The following is a 19,005-nucleotide window of genomic DNA, read 5'->3' as shown; positions in this document are numbered from 1 at the left end:
TTAGCAATCTTCAATTTAGTTCAAAATTTGGAGAATAGCTTACGATTTAAAGAAGTCAAAAACTTCTGTTTTTTGCATTGATATTATGGCAAATTTGTATCTGTTTGCCATTTGGATAAAACCGCATTAACGCTTGGAGTACTCGTATAGTCATCCCATAGCGGAAGCACCGAGATTATGTGTAAACCTGGGTCATTCTCTTATGCTGCTTGATAAAGCGATTGCAATCCGTTTTCATTTTCTCCTAAGGAAAAATAGATAGAGAAAAGAATCGTAGGGGGAATCCATTTTTCTGAACGTGCCTTTAGCAATCGTTGTAAATATGTTCTTGTTACTTCTTTGAAGCCCAATCGGGCAGCAATAACATAGCTATCCGCTCCATACAGGTCCAAACCAATTGATTGATTGTACGTCTTCGAACGAATGTGGACTAGCCCAGCCCAAAGTTAAGTCATAGTTTCAACTTTTGAATTTTGTGCTCTTTCCTTTTTTTGAGCATCGTTCTTTTCTCTATCATTGTTGTGGTCTATTACCAACCATTTAATTCGGTTTCTTTCTTTTAGTGGGGTTGAGTGTTTAATTTGCAGCCAGGTGTTCGTATAGGATTTGCGTGGTCCAGAATCTGCAGAATTTAAGGATATGCAATAAATCAGTAGTTTAAAGATATAAGTTTTAATTGGAGTAGAAGTAGAGCACTAATTATACACGTTGTAACCTGGTGCCTTTTCCTGAATAGGCTTGCATTAATTGGAAATCATATTGTTTGGGTATTTTTATCTTATGTCAATTGCAGCTTTAGATAATTTGACGGCAAAATTCCATATTCTTCCTGAAAACATTTAGAAAAATAAGTGGGGCTACTAAATCCAGTTTGATAGGCAATCTCTGAAATATTCGACTCTTGTTTTTCTAACAATTCAATAGCCATATTTAACCTATAATTCTTTAAAAAACCATTTGGAGACATACCTATGACGGACATCATGATTCTATAAAGTTTAGATTTACTATAGCCAAGGTTTTTATGAAAATCGGTAACATTAATATTTGAATATGACCATACCTTTTCAGTATACTGCATTAGTTTCACCACAAATTCCTCATCCGTTGAATTTAGTACATTAAATACATTATTTTCATGTTTAGAATTTTGTCGATTCTCGCTTTCATACAAATCTTTAACATCTTTTGAAATAGCAATTTTTTCACCGGCTAGATAGCATAAATAATTAGCTTTTTTTATTGTGTCTTCAAAAATACTTTCTTTAATAGTGACCGGTATACCAGCACTAATGCCTATTTGAAATTGTAAATCAGGAGTAATTACGGGGTTATAGATTTCTTGAATTTCTAAGGCGCTTTTGATTGCATTGGTGACTGAATCAAAAGACATCAAATACTTATTTGCTTTTTCTTTAACGATACGGCCTTTTTGTTTACTAATTATATTAGTAATTGATTTATGATATCCGCGAATGGCAGCACTTAAAGTTTTATAGCCCTCTTTTCGTAAGTTTTTCTTCCCTATGCTAACTACCATTAAAGTTCTAAAGGCGGGGTCGTTTATGATATTAAGTTTTGTGTTTTGCGACTTTTCCGGATCTTCAATTCTACCCAAAAAGGATTCTACAATTGTGTCGTTTACTTCAATAATTCGTTGTGGAACAGCACCATGCGCTTTTTGATGTAAGTCTACGATTGCTTGTTCGTTAGGGGCTTCTATTAAGCAAAATGCAGTTTGTCGACGTTCATCACACCAATAAGTTAAACCACGACAATTATATTTATGTTCAATTTTTAAATCTGCCTGGTGCATTTCGGCAACATGCGCTGCTGTTACTCCATCGGGTAAATCGTGAAAGTCCATATATATTGGCATAACATGTTTTTTTGTAAGGTACTAATTTCATAAAACAAGAAACACCATGATTTTGGTAATTTCTTGTTTATGGAATGTTCTGCTATTGTTCTGCTGTTACCGGGCTGATAGTTGCTGCGACTTCGCTTATTGAATTTGCCGGAAAATTTCCTTTTTCAGCATGTTCTTCAATTAATTCTTTGTTTTTTGCTTTGTAAACACAATAAACTTTATCGCCTGTCACATAGCTATGTTGCCACTCGATTATTGGTCCCATTTCCATTAAGACAGAACACGATGTTTGGGAGATTCCTTTTAGTTGTTCTGCTGTTAAGTCTCCTGCTCCTGGAATAATACGTTCGATAACATAAGTTTTCATAGTGTCATTGTTTTTAATTGTTTCATTTTCTTTTTGTTGTGCTTGTGCATAATTGAGCGTAAACACAATTAGGACTAAAACCAATTTGATTTTTTTCATTATAAATGTTTTAAGAATTAATACTTCAAAACTAAAACAGTTCATAATCAATCAATTATGCTTTTAGTCCAAAAAATCACAATTTTGGTTCAATGTTTATTTAGGCTTGTACGTAGCGAATAGTATAAGAGCTGTAACGGATTACTAAGCAACTACTTTTCGGATAATACTTTAACTATTTAGATACAAAAACGGCTTGAGTGTACACCCAAACCGTTATTACTTTTATACCTTGTTAGTGACTGTTTTTACTTCTTGTTTCTTTGATAATAAGTCACAATACTGGCCTTAGCCAATGTGTTGTTCCATAAGTAATATCCAACTACGGCAGGATTTGTACTTTCGTTTAATCCAAGTTTATCCGTTTTAAGAGCGTAAACTGTAATTACATATTGATGTAAACCATGTCCTTCTGGAGGACAAGGCCCACCATAACCACTTGCGCCATAATCTGTTATACTTTGTATAGCACCTTCAGGTGTTAGATTTAGTTCCGTATTGCCAGCTCCTGATACTAACTCATTAGTACTTGCCGGGATATCAAATACAACCCAATGCCACCATCCACTGCCTGTAGGAGCATCAGGGTCGTACATAGTTATAGCAAAACTTTTAGTGTCTTCTGGGGCATTTTTCCAAGACAACTGTGGGGACTTATTTTTGCCAAGACACCCAAAGCCATTGAATTCCTCGTTAATTGTAGCTTGTCCTCCTAGGTCTTTACTTGATAAAGTAAATGTATTTTGGCCGAAAACAGAGGTTGATAAGGCAATTAATACTGTTAAGATTTGAAATGATTTTATCATAATATTTGTTTTGATTATTAATTTATGATGCAAATCTAGGGAGCAATTTAGGGTTTGTGTTAATCAGAAAAGTTCAAAAAGTATTGATAAAAGTTCAACTTGATTGGTACTGTTTTGGAGTAACTCCGAATTTTGATTTAAAAGCTTGAATAAAATTGGATAAGTTTTCATACCCAATTTCTTCAAAAATATCTGAAGGTCTTTTTGATTCGTTTTTTAGCAGAAAAGCTGAATGTTCGAGTCTTTTATCTTGAAACCACTTGCTAGGTGAACTATGAAAGTTTTTCTTAAATTCTCTTTTGAAAGTCGACACACTCATATTGGATAAAAATGAAAGCTCTTTTATTGTAAGTTTATTAAGTCTGTTGTTTTCAATTGTTTGTATGAACTTTTGATTTTGATTATCACTATTGTTAATCAAGGAGTAAATGAAGTCTACCCCTTTGAAGTCTATAAGGTAAAGCAATATTTCCTCGAGTTTTGTTTTCAGAATATTTTCTTGAATCGACTTAGAAAGTTCCGATATATTTAAAAGGCTTTCAACAAATCTTTTGATAAATGAATCATAATTGAACGAATGTATCGAGTACAGTTGTCTAGAATTGGAAGTTTCTAATTTGAATTTTCGTAAAAATTTAAAAACTTCTTCGTCAGAAAAGAAAAATAGTACACTACGATAGTGCGCTGACTCGTTAGAGAGCTTTTCCGTCATTAAACAATGCCCAGATTTCATTAATAAAAATTGAGAATTATCTATTGCGTGTGCCGAATTATCAAAAAACACTTCTTTAGTCCCTTTTTGAAGAAAGCTAAACGTATTTTTATTCAATAAAACTTGTTGTTTTGATATTTCAGTAATACTCTCATAGTCATAAATTACAATAGACTTAGAAGAACTTAAATTTAATTCGTCAGGCAGTGTAATTGTTTTCATTGGGTTCTCTAACAACAGTTTTGTATATGATTTCGTTACGTGTTTATGAACCGAAATTAGCAAACACAAACCGAATGCAAAATCCTTTGGATTTTCTTAAGCAAGCCTTATCTAGCATTAAATTATATACGTTGTTGGCAACGGTTACTTTTTAAAGATTGTTTTACCGTCTTTTATAGTCTCCACTACAGTGATGTCCTTAATCTTTAACGGATTGACTTTTAAAGGGTTCTTGTCTAGTATAACTAGATCTGCTCTTTTACCTTTTTCTAAAGTACCTTTAGAATCTAGCTCATCGTATTGTTCCGCTGTAAACCTTGTCATTGTCAAAAGACCTTCATATGGAGTAACCTTTTGATCAGAACCTACTTCAGAACCTGCTCTTGAAATACGATTTACTGCAGAATACAGCATAAACATTTGGTCAAGAGGAGCAACTACGAAATCCGTATGGTTACTTGGTTTTAAACCTGCATCAATAGCATCACGCATAGGGCTTATATATTGTGCTTGTTCCAAACCTCGATTTGAAAGATGAGCCTCGTAAAAATAGTAAGTATGTAATGTATAAAATGAAGGCCGTATACCATATTCAACGAATTTTGGTATATGATCTTTCCTCATAAATTGTGTATGAATAGTTGTCACATTCCAAGGTTCCGTATCATCGTTACGAACATACTCATATGCTTCAAGGAAAGTGTCAATTGCAGCATCGCCATTACAATGAAGTATAAGAGGAACCTTTAAGTCGTAAACACGCTTTACCGCTTTGTTAACGATATCTTTTGGGAATGTAAGCTCTCCATACCAGTTTTTTTCGCCAGCTGGTCCCCCTTTTAAGTAAGGTGAAGTAAAAGCTGCTGTTTTTCCTTGAGGAGATCCATCAATAGTTATTTTAATTCCGCCAATTTTGAAGTTGTTAGTATATTTTAACCATTCAGATTTAGCAATAAGTTCTAATGATGTGTCAATTTCTGTAACGAAGGGGTAGGCAACAACATCAATAATATTAGCACCGGTATCGGAAACTGCTTTTATTGTTTTAAGGTTGTCTATAAGAGTAAACCCTTCTTGAGCTGTAGTTATTCCTTCCTTTGCATATAACATTTGCCCAGCTTTGGTCGCTTCAATCTCCTGCTCCAAAGACATTTTCTCAATCTTTTCCGCTATGGGTTTGTATGCAGTTTCCATAATTAAACCGTAAGGTTCATTTGTTCCTGGCTTTCTAACGATTATTCCACCTGGGGGTGTTTTTGTTTCAGCATTTATTCCGTAGTATTCCATAGCTTTACTATTTAATACCGTTCCATGCATGGAGACGTGGTCAATTCTCACGGGATTATCAGGGAAGGCTTCATCCAAATCATCTCTATTAAGAAGTCGACCATTCGGCATTACGGAATCATCATAACCATACCCAGTAATCATTTCTCCTTTTTTAATAGTGTTATCTGTTGCAAATTTTTTGAGTGTGGCAATAATACTTTCAACATCTGAACCTGGACCTGAAGGTGGCGCATACAACATACATTGATTGGCAACCATTAGTGAATTTATATAATGTCCATGACCATCTAAAAAACCTGGTAATAGTGTTTTTCCTTCAAGATTTATCATTTTATGTCCTGAACCGGCAATTTTCATGGCTTCATCTGATGTGCCCGTAAACTGAATTTTACCATCATTGATTACAATGGCTTCTGCATATTCAGGGTTATCCCCGGCCATAGTGATGATATCACCTCCAAAATATACAACTGCTTTGTTTTCTAGTTGCATTTTTTCATTGTCTTTACAGGAGAATAGTAATGACATTACTAAAACTAGCAGTAAGTGGATTTTTTGTTTCATATGAATTGTTTTAATTATTGCCAACGGTCTCCTGTAGGAGTAGTAATGGATTCTTACTTAAAAAACCTTTCGATTTTTTACTAAACATTGTTTTACGTTTATACGCTTGTTTTGTCACTTAAACCCCCTTGTAACAGAGAATTATTTATTTTCATTTAACCATTGTTGAGCTTCATTTGTATACCAATTTTTAGAAAAATTCTTAGCATTTACGATACTCTCAAAGTAGTTTTTGGCTTTTTCTTTTTTTCCTTTTCTATCGTAGAATGTTCCCAGATACATATGTGCATAAGGATTATTTGATTCTTCCGCTATCAATTTTTTTCCAATACGTTCTATTTGAGTGTCAAAATCATTAAACTCACCAAGTTCCATATGGAAGGCGACATCTTTTAGAAAGGTAAGATTATGTAATAGATTTAAATCGGCATACTCTAAATAGTTTGGGTATTCAGAAAAGACGTGATTTAATAGTTTTGCGCTTGACTTTAATTTTTCTGGGTCAAATCTGGCCATATACGATTCTGCGAGCGCTTGCCCCAATATCTTTTTTCTATGCAATTCTACATTTAAAAGTGTTTCAGATATAGCATCCGGTTTTTCAAACAAAGGCATTTCAGTCAGTCCCAGTATATAGTTTTTCATAAAACTGAGAGCAAACAAAGATGATGTGGCATCCCCATAAATAAGTCTGGCTGGGTCACTTAAAAGGTTATTATTTGCTAGTATGGTCAATGTGATATTTTCAGATGGAATTTTCAATAACAGACTGGAATAACAATCATATTGTCCGTAAGCCCAAACCATATTTAGGGTGTCAAATTGTTGATTGAAAATTCCATATCCGTATGGCAATCCTTCACTAGAGGAGGAGAACATAAAGTCTTTCGATTTTTTGTCTATGATTAGGTTGTTGTCCAATGCGTTGTTAAAAACGGCTAAATCTTCTAAATTTGAAACGATCCCAGCCGAAGACGAATAGCCATAATCAATAAAACCAGTTTCTATGCCATTATCCAAGATATAAGGTTTGGCTATTCTTTTAATTTGAGTGGAGTCTTTCAGTAAAAATGTGTTTTTAAGTTTTAAAGGAATTAAGATTTCCTTTTCCATTACTTCTGCAAAAGATTTACCAGTAGTTTGTTCGACTACATTTGTTAGAAGCCCAAACCTTGAACTATAATAAAATTTCTCTCCTACATTTCCTTGTGAGGTATGTGATAAAATGTGTTTCACTAAAATTGAATCCCCAAAAACAGGTTTCGGCAAGAATTTATTGATTGATTCATCAAGTGAAAGTTTTTTTTCCTCAACGAGTTTCATAACCAAAACTCCAGAAAAGACTTTGGTTATTGAAGCAATTGGGAATAAAGTTGTAGCATCTAAACTAGTGGGATTTTCTATATCCGATACACCGAAAAATTCTCGATAAATATTTTCTCCCTTTTTGTCAATAGAAACAGCAAGCCCAGGAATTTTAAAATATTCCTTTAATTCTATGAGCTCTGAAGTGAATTGTTCTGCTTGTTTGTCAATATGTTCTTTTTCCTCAGAACAGCCTGAAATCAATACGGTAAGAATCAGAATTTTTAAGAGTTCTTTCATTTAGGTTCTATAGTTGTTTGTAAAGTTTCGGCTATGATTAGTGCGGCGTAGAAATCCTACGGGTTTCCAGCAATGCGCTAAGCAAAAGCTTTTGGTTTTGCTGGCAGGTAAGCCCGAGGCTCGTATTGTTTATGGCCTTGTTGGGCACAGTTTTATTCCGCTACCAATACTCAAATATGCGGGAGATTTTTCCATCTCTAAACTCAAAAAGAGTCATTTCTGCTTTTCCATCTTCAATTACGCCATCTTTTTTTTCCACAAATCGTTTTTCCACCACTATGGCGTTGAGTCCAATGATTTTGTTTTCGATTTTTATATCGGCTATTTTTCCGGTATATCCCCCATTTTTCTGATTCCGAACATATCCCTTGTACAAGTCCTCTCTAGTATATATTCCTCCATATTTTGGATGAACGTATGTAAAGTCATCTGTAAAAAGGTCAAAGATTTCATCAATATCCTTGATGGTTGAATTCGTCTGAAATATTTTGAGGTTCAAATCGTAGTATTTGGTCACTATAACTTCTAATGAATCCCTATGGGCCGGTGTCACTTCTTGTGCAATAACATGACGGGCCGTCCATAAAATGAAGAAAAAAAGAACTATTAATTTTAAATGTATTTTCATATGTTCAAAGCTCATTTTTAAGTTGAGCCCAACCTTAAGTATAAGCTACGTCTTTAATGTATTTATACCTAGTTAGGTAACGTTTTTTTTCTTTTCATTTGGAGTATTAGCGCAACAAGGGATAGGAGTGCAGCAAAAATCCAAACAAATTGGATATAGGATTTATTTGCTAAAATATAATCAACTGCCACAGAAATGCAGACAACGATATTCATAGCGAGTATGATATGATTGAGTTTTTCAATTTTTCCTTTCTTTCTGATTTTCAAAACCATCATGATATTTAGAATCGAGGCTAGGAGTTGTATGGTAGCAAAAATCAATTTGCCATCGTCAATTAGCATTATACCGCCCATTAAAAAAAGAATGCCATTTAAAGCGTAAGCTATACTATTAAGTTTGTCTTTAGATTTCATTCTTCTGGTGCTCTATTTCCGACATTGCTTTTGGAAATTGTAAGTACAACTCTTGCTCAAATTCCAAAAGCTATTAAAAGTAAAAAATTGTATGGAATCACAGCGCAATTATTTTCTAACCTAGTCCGCAACCCAAAAATTGAGAACAACAATACAAATTAATGGTTTTACTTCTTGGTTTAATTTTACTCAACGGTTTCTGCTAGGATAAGTTGCGTGGTTTAGCAGTTAACTTAGAACGCACCAAACTGAAAATACACTAGGATTTTTAGAAGTAGGGAAGCAATTACTTATGACCATTATTGCTTGTCGGCTTTTATTATTTAGAGGGTACTATTATACCCTATTTAGATTCATTGGTGTTAGACTGAATGAGTGGTTGAAACCCTCCATAGACCATTCTTTCGGCATCAAAAATTAATTTTTTCGGATTGATCAATGGTGCAACTAATTCCGTCATTCTTGAATCGGTAGGAACTTGCTTGTTAGCCCTCTCACGAATCGCTTTAGAAGGGAAAACGACCCATCCGAATACAATAACTTCACTTTCTTTCAAATCCACTACTTCTACGAAAGAACGTACACCTTCCAATTTTAAATCTTCTCCGACATACTCAAAGTATGCAAGTGCTCCATACTCTTTCCAAATTTCTGCTATTTTTTCAGCTACATTTTTGTATTCATGCAGATAAGTTCGTGGAATAGGAAGTACAAATCCGTCAATATAGTTTTCCATAGCACTAGTTATTTTATTTGACTCGGCGTTAGTTTTCAGCTTTTACAAAACGGCTGGGTAATAACTAATGCAGAGAAGAAATCCAAAGGATTTTCAGCTACGCAAAAACCATGAGATTTTGCGGCATACTAAAAATACACAGACCTTGGCAGATTATCATCAAGTCAGGATCAATTATAGACTTTGTCACTCCCTTTTGCGATGCATAGAAGTAAACAAAGGCTATTTATGCAGATTGGTACGTTCTGAAAGCCGACCGAGCTAAGTCCATTTGTGTAAACAAACAGTTCATATTTTAACCGTATAATTTTTTAAAAAACAAATCAACAATCTTCTGGTTTTCTGGAAAATTATGAACTTCCTTAATTTTGTCGTCCTCAATTCTCCATAATAGACAAGACATGTTATCTAAATTTTCTTCATTTTCAAGATTGCTCCAGTTTCTATGACAGTCGATTACATGGGTATCATTTACGCCCATTACAATAGGTTCAGCTTTGAAAGAACCTTTACCTAATTGCTTGAAATATTCCAATACCTCCGCAACACCGGTTTTGGTTCCACTTAAAGGGTGTTCTCCTGGTATGTGCCATTTAATATTTTTATCTAACACTTTTTTTATACCAAGAGAATCATTATTGCCATATGCAGTAAAAAAGGCATGAATTAAATCTAAGTTCGGATGTTTTTGTTCCATGAATTTGAATTCTTTACTATTATTTGATTTTGTAAGTGCGTTCATTATTGAGATACTTCCGACGCTTGCAGCGCTAGCCAGCAAAGTTGTTTTTTGAATAAAATCTAATCTTTTCATAATTGAAATCAACCTTTTGTTAAACAATGGAAGTATTCTAAACGGTAAAGCAAGTTGATTTTGTTTATAATCTAATGAGGTCTGATAAGATTATACGATGCTCAAATTAAGGATTTCAGCGAATAGTCTATTTAACCATTTGTATAAACAAGCTAAGAAGGTCATCTACGTAATCGTGCTCCTTTTTTACTTTAAGAATCTGATTGAAGAATTAATTCCTCTAAGCATAATTTTGTTGAGCAATTGTGCGTAACGGTCTCGGCTATAAGTAGATGTTTGGTTTAGCGGTTGACCTAGCCAGCCCGCCTACCGGCAGAAGGGCAATTACTTATAGCCCCATTGTTGTCGCCAGTTATTCTTTGACTTCTAAATCTTCTCTTTTTATGATTTTGCCTCCAATAACAACGCTCTCTATGGCATCATATGCTTCAATATCCAATAAGGGGTTTTTGGCCATCATAAGTATATTAGCTTTTTTTCCGATAGCCAATGAGCCAAGAGAAGCATCTAAATGAAAAGCTTTGGCATTATTCAGTGTAGCAGACGCAAGTATTTTATTTAGAGGAACTCCCGCTTCTTTCATCAATTTAAGCTCCCAATTTCCATTATGACCCGGTTGATTGCTATAAATCGGGCCAGATGGAGTATCTGAGCCAAATAGGATCAGACCATTATTATCAGCAAGGTACTTCAAAGCTAACATGGCATGACCTTGCACATTGGCATACATTGTGTGAATCTCCTCTACAGTAAGTTCGCCAAAAATCTTTTTGCCAAACCATTGCGCTTCTTCCGTTTTATACCATTCAAGTAAATTTTTGGGAACTACTTTTTTTAATCCAGGCTGATTGAGAAATTCAGTATCGACCAGTGCTTCCTCTCCTTCAATTACAGTCAATGTAGGCGTATAGCCTATTTGCTTTTTAATTTGTAGGTCTAACATGTTTTTTATCGCTAATGGAAGAGAATCAGGAGGCACATTTTTATATCCTTCCCAGTTCCAAAGCCCGTGAGATATGATATCAACACCGATATCTGTTAAAAATGAATGTCCTGCAAAAGAATTAGCGTGAACTGTTAGCACAAGCTCATTGGAATGTGCTTCTGTAAGCAATTCCGCCATAATATCCTCGGTTGGTAAGGGCAACCCCTTCATGTGACCAAAACCAGATTCATAATACGATTTTACAGCAATAGCACCAGAATTTTTGATACGCTTGACAACTGCTTTGGGCGTATGATCGGCAGGGTCATATTTATCTGGTATATTTTCTGCCTGACTTTCCATATATATGAAATTTGGCATGGCTTCAAATCGATATGCTATGGGTATATTATTCATGGGGTAGCCATTTGCAATGGCAGCTCCTGAATTTCCTATATGATATAAATCGGGTTTTGCTTTTTCCATATTAAAAGAAGTAATACCTTCTTCATATATGCCTCCAAGATCGATTAAAGTGGTAAAACCATAGTATAAGTAGCTTCGCGGCATTTGGCTTTTAAACTCATTGGCTAGTTCGGGGTATTTTTCCATATGATGGGAAAGCATTCCCTGCACTCCCGGAAGATGGACATGACTATCAATCAACCCAGGAATTACAAATTTTCCAGTTCCATCGATTTGTTGAAATGTTCCGCTTATGCTTGGCTCATCTTTACCCACATAAACTATTTTATCTTTTTCAGTCACTACATGACCTATATAAGGGCTGTAAGTACCATCTTCAGTTGAGATTACGGTAACATTGGATATGTAGGCACCTTCGGTAAGATTCAGTTGTTCTTTACTCTCCTGACAAGAGAATAAAATTGTAGCAAGGAGAATAGTTAGTAATTTGTTCATGAATCATCTTCTTTGGTTCCTTGACTGAAGACGACTATATCTTAAGATTGTTACAGTTAGTTGAATTTTCAGCTTACTTCGCTTCATTTTCAGCCATGATTAACTACACCTTGTTGTGTGCCGTTTTTGACGGAATTAGTAGCCGGCCAGTTTTACTATTTCTTCTGGTATTAGCTCACTTAGTTTTAAAATGCTTATATCAGCATTGGTCATTGCCTTTCTTATCAAAAAATTTCCAGTTCGATAGCCAATATAGGTTCTACCATCAGGATGTTCTCCCATTACCCAGTCTGAGTAGCTCGCGTTGAGCGGCAGTTCCAAAATTTCTTTTACCCACCTATCAGCTTCATCAGTATAGGCATTTGCTGCATAGCTACTTCCTGTATAGATTTCTGTAAATGCAACAGCCAACCCTTCATTGACCATTGCGTTAGGGATTCCTGGCTCAAATTTATTGTCTTGGATGGCCCAGCCACGCGACAAGTGATGAAATTCGTGAAAAATGGTCGCTTTTAAACCAGAATAAATAGAATCAATTACTCCTTCTTGGTAATTATGCGATATTTGAACCATTACAAGAGGAGGAGCGTTTTTTTCTGTTCTTCCGGTTACGCCTTCAACAGCATCTAGATCCCAATCTACATTTTCTACAATAATCTTTATGCTATCCGGTAGTGTTGGCAAAAGTTTCCGAACTTCCTTTTCAGAATTAATAATGACCTCAAGAATAAAATCCTTTTGTGTTTCATTAAAGCTGATAGAACCTTCTTGAAAAACCACATCTGTCTTCACAAATGGGTATTCCTTTACATTGGATTTGCAAGAGGAGAAACATATTACTGAAATCATTAAAGAAAGACTTTTTAGTATATTCATTTTACATTTTTATAATGAATACCCTAAAAAGAGCTAAAGGTTACACCGGATTATTTTTTAATTGCTCACAACGGTCGAGTATGAGGGTAGTAGCCGACTACAACATACCTTATTGAACGCAAAAGCGGTTTGGATTACACCTTAAACCGCTATTACTTGTACACATTGTACTTTGCAGGCCTTATTTCATTTTAAAACCATTTTTCAACAAAAATTCTTCCGTAAGTTTTCTTCTTTCATCCGAATCCTCTGGGCGACCTCCATCAAAATAAAAATGTCCAGCACCAGCATAGGAACGCCAAGTGAAACTATTCTTGGTTTTTTGAATGGCATCCCTGAATTTTTCAAACTCAGAGAATTCTACCATATCATCATTCTCACCATGAAAGGCGATGATGGGAGGAAGATTTTCCTTTAAAAGATACATAGGTGAGATCGTTTTTGTATTGTAAGGAACGTTATAAACATCTCTACCAGCAATGTCGTAAGGGCAAGAACCTAAAATGATAGCATTTGGTTTTGAACTATATTTTGACATGACTCCAAAATCTTCTCTGTTTTCAATCATGCTTGAAACTAAGGCTAAGTGAGCTCCTGCAGAAAAACCATCTGCCAAAATCTTATTTGGTTTAATACCTAATTCCTTCGCATTTTCACGAACCCAAGCGATGGCGGATAGCGCATCACTTACCGAAGCTTTTACGTCCGTACCGTAGATGTTTCTAAGTCGATAATCGAAAGCGATTGCAACTCTTCCTTCTTTTGCAGCACTCTTACAAACACCATAACTCCATTCAGGTAATCCAATCGCCCAACCACCCCCGTTAAAAAACAGATGCGCAGGTTTTGCTTGACTTTTATCGTGATTTTCCGGGTAAAAAATATGGGCAGTAAGTGTAATATCATCTACCGTTTTGTAGACTTTTATTTCGCTGGCATCCTTCCTTCTGTTTTTACCCATTTTGTAGGTATCCTTAATTTCCTTTACATACTCTTCATTTTTGACATCTTCCAAAGCTCTCGCAAAAGCATAATCAAAAGCCTCCACACGAAAGGTCCAAATATTGGAAGTAAAATGCTCCTTGATGAAAAAATCTTTCACACTCTGATGCGCTTCTAATTCAGCAATCGCGTCATAACGATTGTCCAAACGTTTTAAAGGGACATATTCAAGATGTGAAAACTTGTATTTTCCTGCAGAAAGAATATCAAAATAATAATTCATACATCTTTTATACTCCTTAAACTGAACTAAAGAAGGGTCATCAAAACTTCCCTTCATCACATTTTCAAAATAGTCACTGGAAACGGCTGCGTTTCTCTTAAAATTTGCAAAACGGTGATAGTTGTTCGGATACAACAACCGATAGCGTTTGTGTTTGAATGTTGTTTCATTCAGCAGACTATCTAGTGTTTTCGAATCTATTTCTTCGGAACTTCTTTTGTATTTCTTAACTAATTTTAGCACGGTTTGCTCCAAAGAATCAATTATTAAGTTAAAGGGCCCTAATTCTTGACTGAATATCTTTTCACGGGTAGCCGTCACAAAAGAATCGTTTTTCTTCATAAGATTACTGTGGGCCTCCAGCAGTGACTGCTTTTGTTCTTTAGGTTGACTTGAGGAAGTCGCCTTACTTTGGACATTAGTTTGACTAAAAATGAATGTGCATTGGAACAGCACAATTGAGATTACGAAATATTTAAAATTCACCATCGGATTATCATAGTGTTAGTTCAGGTTTAACTGTTCTTATTTGGACTATGAAAGTATGTAAAGGTTTAATTGTGATGTTTTTTATGCTTGTAGAGAACGCTAAAGCTTATTGCCTGCGTCAGGTATACGTAGAACTTTGGTTTTAGCCCAAAAAGTCCGCATTACGTTTAGGTTTTGTAGTGCTTAGTTATTTATCCATTCTGTAACTTTCTCAATTAGCTCAAGCCTTTTATCTGAGAAAGAATGGTCGGTTTTCATTAGAAGGTATTCAACATTATCCAATTGCGCTATCCATTCTTTATTTCTCTCGTTTTCGTCAAATATCAATAAGTCTTTTTGAGATAATTCCTTCTTATGGTTAAGAGCATTAAAGGAATCTTTATTGTCAACTAGCTCTTTGTAAAATTTATCTGGATTTACATTTAGCATAAACAAACCCTTAGTGTAATTATAAACCCAGTCCAATAATTCTTGTGATGCGGTTCCAATATGTGCGGGTGAATATATTGCTATCTTTTTTACTCTATCCTCTTTGGCCCCACTCAATAAGGCAATTCCTCCACCCATACTATGTCCAAATAAAATATATGAGTTTTGTTTAACCCTGTATTTTATTGAATTTTCAGAGGTGTCGAAAAAGTCCATCACTTTTTTTACATCTTCTATACAGTTAGAATACAAGAATTCCCCCTGACTGCCCCAAGCTCCTCGATAATTAAAGTAGACCACATTTTTACCGTTTCTTCGTAATTCATGAGCTAAATCCAGATTTCTTTCATTTCCAGGAAGCCCATGCAGAAGAATAACCGTTTCTTTTTTTTCCTCTCCAGCAGCGAACATTCCAAAGGCCGCAATCGAATCATTTCCGATTGTAATAGTAATTTCTTCGCTAGTTGCTGGATAATTATTTTTACTAGTTTGAGCAATTAAATTGTAGCTGAATAGAAGGAAAATAATGAGTGATCGTATTGTTTGGTTTTTCATTTAGTTCGGTTTTCTTATAATTAATCACAACGGTTCGTAGAACCGTCAGTTACGGGTTAAAATGCGTTAATTTGCGGTTATACATTGTTGAGGTGTCATTTTTATTCAGTCTTTTTAGGTTCAAATATTTCACGAATTTCCGGTTTGAGTGTTGTCCAATTATTTTTGTCCTGTTTTGTCCAAATCTACGTTTTATTGAACACACTACCAGCTGGCCAAATAAGTCCAGCTCCGATTGCCTTAGAGTGTAATTCATAGCTTTCGTCAACTGTCAATTGAGAAAAAGCCCAATATTTCCATTTGACTATTTTATAACTCCACCAAACCCAACCGATACAAATAGCAATAATAGCAACAATCATTACAGGAAAATCTACTTTAGTAGACAGGCGAGAACAAGCAATTACTTATAACCATTGCTAAGTAACGATATTATATCGGTCAATATACTCTCCTTTACCTTAAATACGGTTCCGTGCCTAGTACCTTCTGGGAAACTGATTTTATCTGAAATATTATTCCATTGCTTTAAATCTGGAGAACTAACCGCACCCATTTTTTTTTCAGTATACATATCGTAATATACAATCCATCTGTTATCAATTTTTATGGCAGTTGGTCCTTCTACCCAACTAGGACTTATAGGCTCGGAAGCTTCGGAGTAGTTATCAGTAAGGGTATTACTGGTTGCTATTCGAATATTCTTTTCAGCCTTAGGGAGTTTTGTTTCATTTTTTAGAAACATTATATAGGTGTCATCTTCCTTTTGTATAGTAGCGTCTATTACATTAAAACCTTTGTCATATAGCATTTTAGTTTCGCTAAAATCAACAAAATCTTTAGTAGTGGTGTAATACATTCTGTGGTTTCTTCCGTTTCCATTGGAATCATCTGTTTCTGGAAATCTTCCAGAAATTGTGGTAGCCCAACATATTAAATATAACTCAGAGGTTTCATCATAAAATAATTCTGGTGCCCAACAGTTTACAGCATTTGGTTCATTATGCATTACGGGGATATATTTCTGTTCAGACCAATCTATTAAATTTGTAGAACTAGCATACCCAATCCCTCTTTCGTTCCAACTTACCGTCCAAACCATGTGGAATTTATTGTCACCTCCTATGATAATACATGGGTCTCTCATCAGTTTATCTTGACCAACTTTTGGTTTCAAGAATGATTTGTTGTTATTAAGTGCCTCCCAATTTAGACCATCCTTACTTGAAGCTAAGTGTAAACCATCTTCACCATTTTCTTTAAAAAATGAAAAGAGATATACTTCAGATTCTTTTTCTGAACAACTTAACATGGTGAGTACAAGAAGTATTGAAATTATTTTTCTCATGGGTTCTTTGTCATATTATTACATAACGGTTTCGGCCATGATTTCGGCCTGAAAAATCCGCTAGGAATTTTAATTCAAGAAATTGGGCTGTATTAAAAGTAGGAAATATTCTTTGTGTTGGGGAGCTAGGGCTGAATTATGGCCATAGTTAGTAACGTTTTTATCTATTTAAAGGGTCTGCCTGTCTATAACATTCCTTTAGCTGATCATTGGTCAATAGATAAAGTTGAGAAAAGGCCGATTTGTTATCTGAATACCCTGAAATGTCTTCTTTGTTTTCCTTTATCCATTCAATGGCCACATCTACAATCTTCTTGTTTGCTTTAATATGTCCATTATCGCCAGTAATACTGGCTATCATTCCGGGCAACTCCAATCTAGGTTCTGGTGCAAAAATAATTTGCGATAATTTTCCGCGGAACTCCCGTATTTCAGTGCTCCAATTTTCAAATTCTTCTGGCATATATTTTCGGTCAATGCTATGCCTGCCTTCATGTGCAAGCATGGAAGCTTCAGTTCTAAATTGCTCATATTTCGACAAGAATGCCAATTTCAGGTCCTTTCCCGATAATTCTTTTGCGGCAAGGTCGTCATATAGATCATTTATGGCATCTAATCTTAATTTAGCAGCCAAACCCTTTGCCTCTTCTAACTGATTTTCAGAAGAATTACCCAAAAACTCATTGATTGTCTTTTCAGTCTTACGTCGTTCAACAGAATCGGTAACCGTTTTCCAAGCATCGATAGGTCCACTCAAATAAACTTCCCGTACCCTTATTATTTCATTATCCGTGGCCCAACCGCCAATGGCTTTATGCTCCCAAAACCAGCTTGAAAAACCATTTGAAACCATCATGTCAATTTGTGTGTAGGTAAATTCAGGTTTGTAACCATACTGTTCAACTTTGGCTTTTTCTTGGTTTACAATGTGACCAAGCGCTAAAACATAACCACTATAATTTCCTGTACCGCCCGTAAAACCTCTTGCGCCAAAATGTTTTTCGATTTCATTTGAAAAATCATCTTCTTTATACTCTTTCTGCTTTGCAAACGAGAGCTTGTTCCAAAGTTGCTTTCTTTTGTTGTTCAACCATTCTATATAGGCGCTTTCATTTTCTTGCTCAATGGCAATTAATCGATAATATTCATTGGTCTTTTTTTCTACTTTTTTTAGAAATTGTGAATATGCAATAGCATCTTTTGTTTTTTGATTATAGCGGGATCCATCATGGTTTTTATAGACATAAGCAGGGATAAATTCATAAAACCTAGATGACGAAAGTGCATTGATCAACATTTCTTGGTTTGCAATGGATAGTTCATTTCCACTCCAATTTTCGCAAACTTGATTTAACTTTTTCACCGAAGTTTTTAAATATGGGTAAGCCTGCTGGATATTCTGAATTTGAAAATAAGATTGCCACCCTTTTATGACATTATCCCCATCATTATTTAACAAAGCTATCCCTAATATGAGTTTTGATGGTGTGGGCAAGCCTGCATCAGTTTCTAAAACCTTAGAAAGTAGTTTCGTGGTGCTGGTCAGTAAACTTGTATCAATCGAGTGCCCTATTCTTAGTCGGTGTATAGAAGAAGTGTATACCCCATTGGCATATTCGGTAATTGCCTCATTTACCTCAGTTTCTGATTGTGCAAATTCTCTAGCTTTTGAAGCCGCAAACAGTGCCTCATTTAAGTGTTGGGACTCTCTTTCGATTCTACTGAGTAGCATCCAGGTTTTGTGTTTTTCAATTCCAATTGAATCAGCCTTTTGTAATCTTTCTTTTGCCAAATCATAATTTTGATAATATTTCCAATCTTGATGTGCAAGTCGTCTGAGCGCTTTACACTTTTGTTCACTTTGAATCGTATCAGTAGTTAGGATAGATTTTAATATGGTACGTGACTCTTTTAGGTTGAAATGGTCGTAAGCGGCATCTGAAGATGCTATTGTGTTTTCTGGCTCCTCGAGCACACAACTGCTTAAAAATAAAAACAGGAAAAAGAGTAATTGCCTCATCTTAGCTTTATTAGTGTTCTTAGCCTATCCTCTGGATAACCAATTGACTAAATAACTCTAATTGGAGAATCTAAAATTGTATCAGGTT

General features: G+C 35.2%; 17 protein-coding genes. All 17 read right to left on the bottom strand.

Translation table 11 applies throughout. The annotated features are described in order from the left end of the window. Positions 1-200 precede the first annotated feature (200 nt). On the bottom strand, positions 201-392 hold the full coding sequence (locus ACKWCA_RS17690; RefSeq protein ID WP_413979556.1) for a hypothetical protein: 192 nt from the start codon (positions 390-392) through the stop codon (positions 201-203). Positions 393-778: 386 nt separating this feature from the next. Beyond that, positions 779-1,879, bottom strand: a complete 1,101-nt coding sequence (locus tag ACKWCA_RS17685; protein ID WP_413979555.1) for a nickel-binding protein — start codon at positions 1,877-1,879, stop codon at positions 779-781. Positions 1,880-1,961: 82 nt separating this feature from the next. After that, positions 1,962-2,336 carry a DUF4242 domain-containing protein gene (locus ACKWCA_RS17680; protein ID WP_413979554.1) on the bottom strand — a complete coding sequence of 125 codons (375 nt, stop codon included), beginning with the start codon at positions 2,334-2,336 and terminating at the stop codon, positions 1,962-1,964. Positions 2,337-2,584: 248 nt separating this feature from the next. Continuing rightward, positions 2,585-3,142, bottom strand: coding sequence for a YbhB/YbcL family Raf kinase inhibitor-like protein (locus tag ACKWCA_RS17675; protein WP_413979553.1), 558 nt, complete (start codon positions 3,140-3,142; stop codon positions 2,585-2,587). A 94-nt stretch (positions 3,143-3,236) separates the two neighbouring features. Next, on the bottom strand, positions 3,237-4,076 hold the full coding sequence (locus ACKWCA_RS17670) for a helix-turn-helix domain-containing protein (protein WP_413979552.1): 840 nt from the start codon (positions 4,074-4,076) through the stop codon (positions 3,237-3,239). Positions 4,077-4,220: 144 nt separating this feature from the next. Next, positions 4,221-5,930 (bottom strand): amidohydrolase, encoded by a 1,710-nt coding sequence (locus ACKWCA_RS17665; protein ID WP_413979551.1) that lies wholly within the window; start codon positions 5,928-5,930, stop codon positions 4,221-4,223. 141 nt (positions 5,931-6,071) lie between these two features. Next, entirely contained in the window at positions 6,072-7,535 is a 1,464-nt protein-coding gene (locus ACKWCA_RS17660) for a serine hydrolase (protein WP_413979550.1), read from the bottom strand. Between the two features lie 160 nt (positions 7,536-7,695). Next, positions 7,696-8,163 (bottom strand): nuclear transport factor 2-like protein, encoded by a 468-nt coding sequence (locus tag ACKWCA_RS17655; protein ID WP_413979549.1) that lies wholly within the window; start codon positions 8,161-8,163, stop codon positions 7,696-7,698. A 68-nt stretch (positions 8,164-8,231) separates the two neighbouring features. Continuing rightward, positions 8,232-8,579, bottom strand: coding sequence for a hypothetical protein (locus ACKWCA_RS17650; RefSeq protein WP_413979548.1), 348 nt, complete (start codon positions 8,577-8,579; stop codon positions 8,232-8,234). 343 nt (positions 8,580-8,922) lie between these two features. Continuing rightward, positions 8,923-9,315 (bottom strand): DUF1428 domain-containing protein, encoded by a 393-nt coding sequence (locus ACKWCA_RS17645; RefSeq protein ID WP_413979547.1) that lies wholly within the window; start codon positions 9,313-9,315, stop codon positions 8,923-8,925. Positions 9,316-9,610: 295 nt separating this feature from the next. Next, positions 9,611-10,129: a nuclear transport factor 2 family protein gene (locus tag ACKWCA_RS17640; protein ID WP_413979546.1), complete on the bottom strand. Its 519-nt coding sequence runs from the start codon at positions 10,127-10,129 to the stop codon at positions 9,611-9,613. 352 nt (positions 10,130-10,481) lie between these two features. Continuing rightward, on the bottom strand, positions 10,482-11,975 hold the full coding sequence (locus ACKWCA_RS17635) for an amidohydrolase family protein (RefSeq protein ID WP_413979545.1): 1,494 nt from the start codon (positions 11,973-11,975) through the stop codon (positions 10,482-10,484). 135 nt (positions 11,976-12,110) lie between these two features. Next, positions 12,111-12,851, bottom strand: a complete 741-nt coding sequence (locus ACKWCA_RS17630; RefSeq protein ID WP_413979544.1) for a DUF2268 domain-containing putative Zn-dependent protease — start codon at positions 12,849-12,851, stop codon at positions 12,111-12,113. Positions 12,852-13,032: 181 nt separating this feature from the next. Beyond that, entirely contained in the window at positions 13,033-14,562 is a 1,530-nt protein-coding gene (locus ACKWCA_RS17625; RefSeq protein WP_413979543.1) for an alpha/beta hydrolase, read from the bottom strand. A 186-nt stretch (positions 14,563-14,748) separates the two neighbouring features. Beyond that, positions 14,749-15,549: an alpha/beta hydrolase family protein gene (locus tag ACKWCA_RS17620; protein WP_413979542.1), complete on the bottom strand. Its 801-nt coding sequence runs from the start codon at positions 15,547-15,549 to the stop codon at positions 14,749-14,751. A gap of 403 nt (positions 15,550-15,952) precedes the next feature. Further along, positions 15,953-16,897: a glycoside hydrolase family 43 protein gene (locus tag ACKWCA_RS17615; protein ID WP_413979541.1), complete on the bottom strand. Its 945-nt coding sequence runs from the start codon at positions 16,895-16,897 to the stop codon at positions 15,953-15,955. 160 nt (positions 16,898-17,057) lie between these two features. Then, complete coding sequence (locus ACKWCA_RS17610) at positions 17,058-18,917, bottom strand: hypothetical protein (protein ID WP_413979540.1); 1,860 nt, start codon at positions 18,915-18,917, stop codon at positions 17,058-17,060. Positions 18,918-19,005: the final 88 nt, after the last annotated feature.

Source organism: Maribacter corallii, assembly GCF_047345415.1.
Classification (GTDB): Bacteria; Bacteroidota; Bacteroidia; order Flavobacteriales; family Flavobacteriaceae; genus Maribacter_C.
The sequence above is the reverse complement of the archived record's forward strand: the minus strand, read 5'-3'. Positions and strand labels throughout refer to the sequence as shown.

Bases quoted from the DNA above. Each gene is read 5' to 3' on its own strand.
- ACKWCA_RS17660 (WP_413979550.1), bottom strand. From the start codon at position 7,535: ATGAAAGAACTCTTAAAAATTCTGATTCTTACCGTATTGATTTCAGGC.
- ACKWCA_RS17675 (WP_413979553.1), bottom strand. From the start codon at position 3,142: ATGATAAAATCATTTCAAATCTTAACAGTATTAATTGCCTTATCAACC.
- ACKWCA_RS17620 (WP_413979542.1), bottom strand. From the start codon at position 15,549: ATGAAAAACCAAACAATACGATCACTCATTATTTTCCTTCTATTCAGC.
- ACKWCA_RS17685 (WP_413979555.1), bottom strand. From the start codon at position 1,879: ATGCCAATATATATGGACTTTCACGATTTACCCGATGGAGTAACAGCA.
- ACKWCA_RS17640 (WP_413979546.1), bottom strand. From the start codon at position 10,129: ATGAAAAGATTAGATTTTATTCAAAAAACAACTTTGCTGGCTAGCGCT.
- ACKWCA_RS17615 (WP_413979541.1), bottom strand. From the start codon at position 16,897: ATGAGAAAAATAATTTCAATACTTCTTGTACTCACCATGTTAAGTTGT.
- ACKWCA_RS17655 (WP_413979549.1), bottom strand. From the start codon at position 8,163: ATGAAAATACATTTAAAATTAATAGTTCTTTTTTTCTTCATTTTATGG.
- ACKWCA_RS17665 (WP_413979551.1), bottom strand. From the start codon at position 5,930: ATGAAACAAAAAATCCACTTACTGCTAGTTTTAGTAATGTCATTACTA.
- ACKWCA_RS17645 (WP_413979547.1), bottom strand. From the start codon at position 9,315: ATGGAAAACTATATTGACGGATTTGTACTTCCTATTCCACGAACTTAT.
- ACKWCA_RS17635 (WP_413979545.1), bottom strand. From the start codon at position 11,975: ATGAACAAATTACTAACTATTCTCCTTGCTACAATTTTATTCTCTTGT.
- ACKWCA_RS17610 (WP_413979540.1), bottom strand. From the start codon at position 18,917: ATGAGGCAATTACTCTTTTTCCTGTTTTTATTTTTAAGCAGTTGTGTG.
- ACKWCA_RS17680 (WP_413979554.1), bottom strand. From the start codon at position 2,336: ATGAAAAAAATCAAATTGGTTTTAGTCCTAATTGTGTTTACGCTCAAT.
- ACKWCA_RS17630 (WP_413979544.1), bottom strand. From the start codon at position 12,851: ATGAATATACTAAAAAGTCTTTCTTTAATGATTTCAGTAATATGTTTC.
- ACKWCA_RS17670 (WP_413979552.1), bottom strand. From the start codon at position 4,076: ATGAAAACAATTACACTGCCTGACGAATTAAATTTAAGTTCTTCTAAG.
- ACKWCA_RS17650 (WP_413979548.1), bottom strand. From the start codon at position 8,579: ATGAAATCTAAAGACAAACTTAATAGTATAGCTTACGCTTTAAATGGC.